This is a genomic window from Oceanisphaera pacifica, from assembly GCF_017498065.1.
Classification (GTDB): domain Bacteria; phylum Pseudomonadota; class Gammaproteobacteria; order Enterobacterales; family Aeromonadaceae; genus Oceanimonas; species Oceanimonas pacifica.
On the sequence record NZ_JAGDFX010000024.1, the window covers coordinates 19,737 to 27,724 of the forward strand.

4 protein-coding genes are annotated in these 7,988 nt (G+C 44.4%); 2 read left to right on the forward strand and 2 right to left on the reverse strand.

Annotated features, from left to right (window positions below; translation table 11 throughout):
- Positions 1-378: 378 nt before the first annotated feature.
- A complete protein-coding gene (locus tag J3U76_RS14100) occupies positions 379-1,242 on the reverse strand; it encodes an Abi family protein (RefSeq protein ID WP_208006616.1) in 864 nt (287 codons plus the stop codon).
- A 1,379-nt stretch (positions 1,243-2,621) separates the two neighbouring features.
- On the opposite strand from J3U76_RS14100, the gene J3U76_RS14105 reads away from it, so the two are divergent.
- On the forward strand, positions 2,622-4,091 hold the full coding sequence (locus J3U76_RS14105) for a sigma-54 dependent transcriptional regulator (protein ID WP_208006612.1): 1,470 nt from the start codon (positions 2,622-2,624) through the stop codon (positions 4,089-4,091).
- A 690-nt stretch (positions 4,092-4,781) separates the two neighbouring features.
- Here J3U76_RS14105 and J3U76_RS14110 read toward each other — a convergent pair.
- Complete coding sequence (locus J3U76_RS14110) at positions 4,782-6,134, reverse strand: ATP-binding protein (protein WP_208006613.1); 1,353 nt, start codon at positions 6,132-6,134, stop codon at positions 4,782-4,784.
- A gap of 474 nt (positions 6,135-6,608) precedes the next feature.
- Between J3U76_RS14110 and J3U76_RS14115 the strand changes: the two genes are divergently transcribed.
- Positions 6,609-7,793 (forward strand): AAA family ATPase, encoded by a 1,185-nt coding sequence (locus tag J3U76_RS14115; RefSeq protein WP_208006614.1) that lies wholly within the window; start codon positions 6,609-6,611, stop codon positions 7,791-7,793.
- Positions 7,794-7,988 lie beyond the last annotated feature (195 nt).

Consider the following 7,988-nt stretch of genomic DNA (forward strand, 5'->3'; position numbering starts at 1 on the left):
CGTATAACTAAAAGAAAGCCGTCAGCTATCAGCGGTAAGCTGTCAGCCCACTCAACACTCAACCAGCGTCTGTTTGTTGGCTTATGGCCGCTCTGCAGTCGGTTTGTTTTTTGTTTGTCTGATAGCTGACGGCTTAAAGCTGATCGCTGCCCGATGGGCCTAGATTGCCGCGTCGTTGCACTCCTCGCAATGACGACATAACACGCCTTGTGTGGCAGTTGGGTTGGTAGGGTTGAATTTATTCGACCGCTTTAGGTTTCGGTCATTGCGAGCGTAGCGAAGTAATCCGCTTTTTTTACTCAGCACTCAAAACTGCCATGTGATTACCACTTTAGCAAAAGGGTTTTGGTGTGGTTGGTTGGAATATAGCTAAGTGAGTTACTCTTGTTGCCAGATTGACCGCGCTTGCCAATCGGCTGGAAAGCCCATGCGATTAATGTCTATCTGATGTGTATCGAGTAGACTTTTTAAGCGTTGCTTCCAATGATGATCACCGCTTATCACGTCCATTAAATATCCCAACATAACCAAGGTGTTGTAAATTTTGCGCAGCCGTCTGTCACTATCCGGTAGAGTAAATAAGCCGTTAATTAACGCTTCTTCACCATGACGTGGCAGCATTGTTGTTTTGGTAAAATCTCGATTCCACAAACGGGAATGATGTGCGCTTAGGTTCCGAACTAACGATAGGTGTTCACAAAATGAGGTAAGCGTTTTTTCATCCAGCCCATAACTTTTACTGATAACCTGCCTATCGGCACGCAATTTGATATTACTCAGCCAACGTGAGAGTTGCCCCATGGTAAGCAGTTCGACGCAAGCCCAAATTGGAGGTAAAGGCTCTTGGTACTTTTGTGTTAAATGTTTAATAAACTCTTCACGACTTCGTTTTACGTCACCGCTTAATTTCCCCAAACTATTAGCGTACTCCAGCAAGTCACCAAATAGTTCAGGCTTTAGATGCGGGTGCGCTGTGCTATATCTATGACTAAGCTGGTAAGCAATTTGGGTCCGTAACGAAACCTCAAAACGTTCAATGGCATCAAGTACCAGTAGTCTTAATTCTCGGTCAAAGACATAAAGGTTTAAAATATCATCAAAGCTAGTGCCAGCTATAAATTGGTGCGTGGCGTGGTCTTGCTCGAAAGGCAAACAATAAGCGGCAAAGCGATAGTAGTTAAGCTGCGCTAAATAGAACTGCGCTTTAGCAATATCGGTGATTTCTAAACCACGCTGTTGCAGTAAGCTTACTTGCTTAGTGAATAATGTTGGCGATTTAGTAAAGGCAACTTTAGCGGAGGCTCTTGGCTCATTTTACGCCCTCACAGGTTCTGTATGGCTATAAAAGAGTAACCCCTCACAGGGCGCTGAGCTGACGGGTAGCGGGAGGGGTGTTGTTACCTCAATAATAACTTAAGCTTGTATAAAGTCAATATGAGTCACTCCTGTCATCTATGGTGATCGGACGTCATATGCCGGAACTTCACAGAAAGGTGGGGCGCAATCCCCGTTGAACAGCAAGAAGTGCCTGCGTAAGCGCACTCTGCTGCTAGTAAAAGCTGCTGTAAAGGGTGAAACGTAAAGTGTGAGGGGGTAGCACTAACACTTTACCTTCACCCTTTATTGTTTTGGCATAAACACTCCACAAACACTCAACACTTTTTTGCAACGAAATCCGCTAAATCCACGAAAAGATCAACATCAGAGCGAAAGTTTTATTGGTAAGAGCAAACCCTTCGGGGAGCCGTACGGCTGCTTGTTAGATGGATTGCCGCGTCGCTGCGCTCCTCGCAATGACTACCCCCTTCGGGGAGCTGTCAGCCTTAAGCCGTAAGCTGTCAGTTAAAGGAACACAGCGGCTGGTGTATAGCGCCGAGCTTAGATATTAAGGCGTGATTAGGGATTGGGGAATAGGGAGCAGAACAAGAAAAAAACGTGTCGTTCGCCTTACCCTTCACCGGTTTATCTTAGCCAGTTCACTACCCTCTTCGTAGTCATTGCGAGGTACGAAGCAATCCATCTAACAGACAGCTGTACGCTTTACGCCGACCGCTTTACGTAAAAACCAAACCGGCGTTTTAACGTACAGCGTACAGCGTTAGACGTACCGCTCCCCGTAGGGGCTCGCTCTTACCCATCAAGCTCTTTTCAGATTTGATCTCTATTTTTTTGTGCTTATCGTAAACAAAGAGGCGTGGATTCCGTGGCAGATCTAGGTTTAATGTTATGGCATGACTTAAAAACGGTCCAATGAATTGGACCCTACCAAACCACTCACCGTGTCGGTGTTGCTCTTACCCATCAAGATTTTTTTCAGATTTGATCTCTATTTTTCCGTGGGTTTTGTGGATTCCGTTGCAGATCTAGGTTTAATGTTATCTTTTAACTGATGGCTGGAAGCTGATTGCTTACGGCTTTACCTTCGATTTGATCTTGATCAAGGTTAGCCTGTTAAGCGTCAAGCTTAGGTCGCGTTTTTTTGACGCTTGTGTCAGAATTACGGCAGTTGTTTGTATACATACCCCTTTGTAATGTTATGCTGTGCCTACAAGTAAATATAAGTAGTATCACACTGACTATTATTTATTAATAACTAACTGAATTGTAAGGATATAGTTCCTATGAGCTTTAACGGCGTCTTGATCATGGATTGTAACCAAGAGCGACGCTCGAAGCTTGAAGCAATACTGTCATTTATGCAGGTAGAATGGCGCAGTGGCTGCCGAGCTGAAGATAAAATTTGGTTACAAGAGCAGCCGCATACGCTCACAGTATTAGCAGGGGATATGGATGTCCCTTTAAAAAGCCTAGTTAATGAGTTTTCTCATCATGCCTTTATTAGCCTTAATAATACCGACTGCCAAGCCAACAACCTGCTGGGTACTTTAAGTGCGCTTACTTACGATGAATTAACAGCCTTATTGCAACAAGCGCAAAGTTGGCAGCCGCTCATAGCATCTGATGATCAAGAGTGTCGTTTGCATGATCTGCTTATTGGCCAAAGTGCCTCTATGGATGAAATAAAAAGCCTGATCCGCCAGGTTGCCAATAAACCGGCTAATGTTTTATTGCTGGGTGAGTCGGGTACCGGTAAAGAAGTGATCGCGCGTGCGATCCATTTATTGTCGTTACAGTCTGAAGGGCCATTTGTGCCCATTAACTGTGGCGCTATTCCGGCTGAGTTATTAGAAAGTGAGTTGTTTGGCCACGAGAAGGGCGCTTTTACTGGCGCGGTATCGGCCCGCAAAGGCCGCTTTGAATTGGCACAAGGCGGTACGCTGTTTTTAGATGAAATTGGCGATATGCCGCTACCCATGCAGGTGAAGCTGTTACGGGTATTGCAAGAGCGCACCTTTGAGCGAGTAGGGGGCACTAGGCCCATTACCGCCAAGGTGCGGGTAATTGCTGCTACTCATCGCGATTTAGAGCAAATGATAGCTGAGCAGCGCTTTCGTGAAGATTTATACTATCGATTAAATGTGTTTCCTATTGAGGCACCAGCATTACGCCATCGCCAAAATGATATTCCGCTGTTATTAAATGAGCTTATTAGCCGACATGAAACCACCCATAATGCCCAGTTGTCTTTTTCTGCAGAGGCAATTGATTCATTAAAAAAATGGCATTGGCCGGGTAATGTTCGCGAGTTATCTAACTTAGTAGAGCGGATGTTTATTTTGTGCCCTAACCAAAGGGTGCAATTAAGTGACTTGCCGGTTAAGTATCAAGCACTAACCGATGAGCAATTAGTAACTCGCCCCTTTGATGAATTAGATGAACAAGATGCGCTAGCCTCTATTTTTCATTCTGATGAGCCTGAAGTTGAAAACGAAGCTGACTTTTTTGATTTTCAAAACTCAGCAGAAGATGAAGCGTTTGAACTAGGCGAAGAGCCAGAGCACAGTTTTGCCCCCCATGCGTTATCGGAAGAGGGCGTAAATTTAAAAGAGATGCTGGCCAATATTGAAATGGACATGATTAGCCAATCGCTAGAAGCGAACGACGGCGTGGTGGCCCGCGCCGCCGAGCACCTAGGCATGCGCCGCACCACCTTGGTTGAAAAAATGAAGAAATATGGGATTACTAAGTGATAGCGCCGAGCGCCAAGCTTAAATATAAAAGCGTGATTAGGGATTGGGGAATAGGGGTTAGCGCCCGGCGCCAAGCACTAATCTTTAAGACAAACCCAGAGCTTGGGTCATTGCGAGGAGCGCAGCGACGCGGCAATCCATCCAGCAGACAGCTTTACGCCGACCGTTATACGAAAAACCTAAACCGATGTTTATCTTTAAGCTGGGCGCTTGGTGCTTAACGCTGCCCTTGGGCTATTGCGAGGTACGAAGCAATCCATTTTACAGAGAACGCTACGTCTAACGCTGCACGCCGTAGGTTAAAGGTAAAACAGGTTGGATTTTTCGTACCGCGCTCAGCGTATAACTAAAAGAAAGCCGTCAGCTATCAGCGGTAAGCTGTCAGTCCACTCAACACTCAACCAGCGTCTGTTTGTTGGCTTATGGCCGCTCTGCAGTCGGTTTGTTTTTTGTTTGTCTGATAGCTGACGGCTTAAAGCTGATCGCTGCCCGAAGGGCCTAGGTTGCCGCGTCGTTGCACTCCTCGCAATGACGGCTTATCCCCTTTGGGTAGCTGTCAGCCGTAAGCTATCAGCTGTCAGTTAAAGAAGAAACCTAGCGCTAAGCGCCAAGTGTCGTCCGCCTTACCCTTCACCGGTTTATCTCAGCCAGTTCACTTCACCCTCTTCGTGGTCATTGCCGCGTAAAGCGTTACTCGGGCTTCGAAAATTCAATCATTACCTCTTCTAGCGTGTCTAGAGAAAAACAACGGAGCTCAATTTGGTAATTTTTTAACTTTAGTTTGTCAAGCACATGGGCTGATTTTATAAGTAGCTGATTATGCTGATACCTTTTAGCTTGGCGCTTTACTTCCACAATTAAAATGCGTTTGTTGATGTCGTCGATAGCCACAATATCAACTTCATTCTCTCCTTTTGTATCCCAATAACTCCCAATACGATTAAACTGTTTCGACTCAATAAGTACTGCTTCAAATAGCGCTTCAAGTTGCTTGCCAGAGAAAACGTTGAAGTCACGTTCAATAATATTTTTCAAATAGGTGTAGTTTTCCATTTCAACGGCACTGCGGTTACTGTAAACAAAATGAAACCAAAAGCTTAAAAATGGATCAACGATTCGGTAACGAACATCACGAGATGTTTCTTTGGATGTGATAGGGCGCATTTTACCTATAATGGCAAAGTCAGTGTCTAGCTTCTCAAGGGCAGGGCCAACTCCTGCATTTAAATAGCTCTCAATTCTAGCTCGAGTAGTATGACCGTTAGCAATAGCGCCCAGCACATCAAAGTAAACCCTATGCTCTGCACCAAAGTCTTCAACTAAGCGGTGTGTTCCTTCCTTTATTAAGGGCGACGTATCTGAGATTAGTTCATCAAACACCGGATCATCGGCATTGATCAACCATTCTAGATATTTAGGTATGCCGCCTGATAAGCACCACCAAATCAGCATGTTTTCTGCACTATAACGGTGACTGTCATGCAACACCTCTTTAATGAAAGAGGGGGCAAGTGGCTGAATTTTAAAAAAATAATCGTCTCTATTTAGCAACGGCTGCTTACTGCCTTTAAATATATTAGTCATTAGACTATATAAAGATCCGCAGCAAACTAGGTGTAGCATTGTCGTATTTTTATAGCTGTCCCATAAATTTTGCAGGTCAGAAAATAAACTACTGTTTACTTTTTCAATATCTTGAAACTCATCCACCACAAGGGTTAACGGCTTAACCGTTGCATAGTCAAACAGGTATTCAAAAATATCACGCAGGGATTGCGGCTGAAAAAACTTAGTGCCCAGTCGCTCTGCAATAATTGAGCGAAACTCATCAACCAAAGCAGCCTCTGACTTTCGGCTAATAAATAAGTATAAATAAATAGATTTTGCGTTTCCGGTGCCGTTAAATGCTTCATTCAATAGGCGAGTCTTACCGACTCTCCGACGACCCACCATCACACTTAAGCGCCCTTTAGTGTTGGTAATCTGACTGGAAATCTGCCGTAATTTGCTTAGTTGCTGCTTTCTATTATAAAACTTGTGCATGCTGCCACCTACCGCTATGAAAAATACTGCACTAAATAATACAGTATTAATTAGTACAGTAAAATAAATAACAGTAATGGCCGAGCATACCCCTTCGGGGAGCTGTCAGCCGAACCAAAGGGTAGCTGTCAGCCATCAGCTGTCAGTTAAAGAAAACCCCAAAACGTCGGTCATTGCGAGGTACGAAGCAATCCATTTAACAAGAACGTGCTGCGTCTAAGGCTGTACACCATACGTTAAAGATAAAGCAGGTTGGATTTTTCGTACGGCTGCTTGCTTGATACCGCTGTTTTAGCTGCGAAATTCGGCGTAGCCGGATCTCATACGATATGTCGTTCACCTTACTCCTCATCGGTTTATCTTAGTCTGTCCACTCTACCGCATTGGTCTTTCAACTTTCTTTGTGGCGAATCTATTTGTATTTAGCTTGCCAATTAAGGACAATGAACGAAATATTGTTGGAGTTGGCATTCTATGATTCATTCGCTTCGATTTAGTAATTTTTACAGTTTTGCTGATGAGACGCAGATTGACTTCTCGTTGGGTAAAAAACCTACGCCTTCTGGCTATGACATTGAGCTTGCGGACGGACGCCTGAATAAGGTGCTTGCCGTGGTGGGGGCTAATGGCTCTGGCAAAACACAATTCATTAAACCTTTAGCTTTTTTAAGTTGGTTTATTTGTGAGTCATTTTTAGGAAGTGATCCCGACGCAAGCATTGTCTATGCCCCACACTCCCTTCTTGCTCAAGAAAATACCGAACTAGAACTCGACTTTTTATTGTCTGGGGCTGAGTACCGTTATCAATTAGTAATGAACAACCATCGAGTGGTAAGTGAAGCTTTGTTTGTTCGCACTAGTAGTCAGTACAGCTATATCTTTAAACGAGAGCAAACTGAAGATGGGTTTGTTTTTAGGCAAAAAGGTTTTCCTTTCCCTAAAGCCCAAGCAGAAAAAGTTCGAGCTAATGCTTCTTTGCTCGCTGCTGCTTATAGTTACGATGTGGCAGAAGCTCAGCCATTTATTGAGTATTTTCGCCATATAGTGACTAATGTTGCCAGCTCTGGTCGCCATTACTTTCAACGAGGCGCCGTAGTGCATGCTGCAGAGCGATATCAGAATGCGCCTGAACTCAAAGCCAAAATGGCTGAGGTGATGCGCGAGTTTGATCTGGGACTAGATGATGTGTCGATCAGAAAGTTAGAAGCCAGTAATGAAAATGGTCAAACAGACGTTTTTTACATGCCTTATGGTCTGCACTGCTCACTTGAAGGCGAAGCTTTTGAACTCCCCTTTTTTGAAGAGTCTAGCGGAACCCAATCGGCATTTGTGTTACTAGAACAAGTGTTGCGTGTGTTGCATTATGGTGGAGTGGCGGTGATTGACGAAATAGACAATGACTTGCACCCACATTTAGTGCCGATTATGTTGGATTGGTTCCGTTTTGAGCACACTAACCCGCATCAAGCACAAATGGTGTTTACGTGCCACACGCCTGAAGTACTTAATCGTTTACAAAAGCATCAGGTTTATTTGTGTGAGAAACAAGACCTTCGTTCGCAAGCTTGGCGGCTAGACGAAATGCTGGGGCTAAGGGCGGATGATAATTTATATGCTAAATATATGGCTGGCGCTTTAGGTGCCGTGCCGGATGTATAACTGATGGCTAAACGTAAAGTAATTGCTAAGAGAAAACCTCATGCGGCACAAACAACTTTACTGGTAATCGGTGATTTTCAACCCAGTTGTCCAAATAAGACTGTCTAAGCAGCCATTTTATTTCGCTCCATTTCCTCGAGTTTACAGGGATTGAGCGAGACAGCTCCCGTCACTTCCCAGTTTCGGGTATTACCC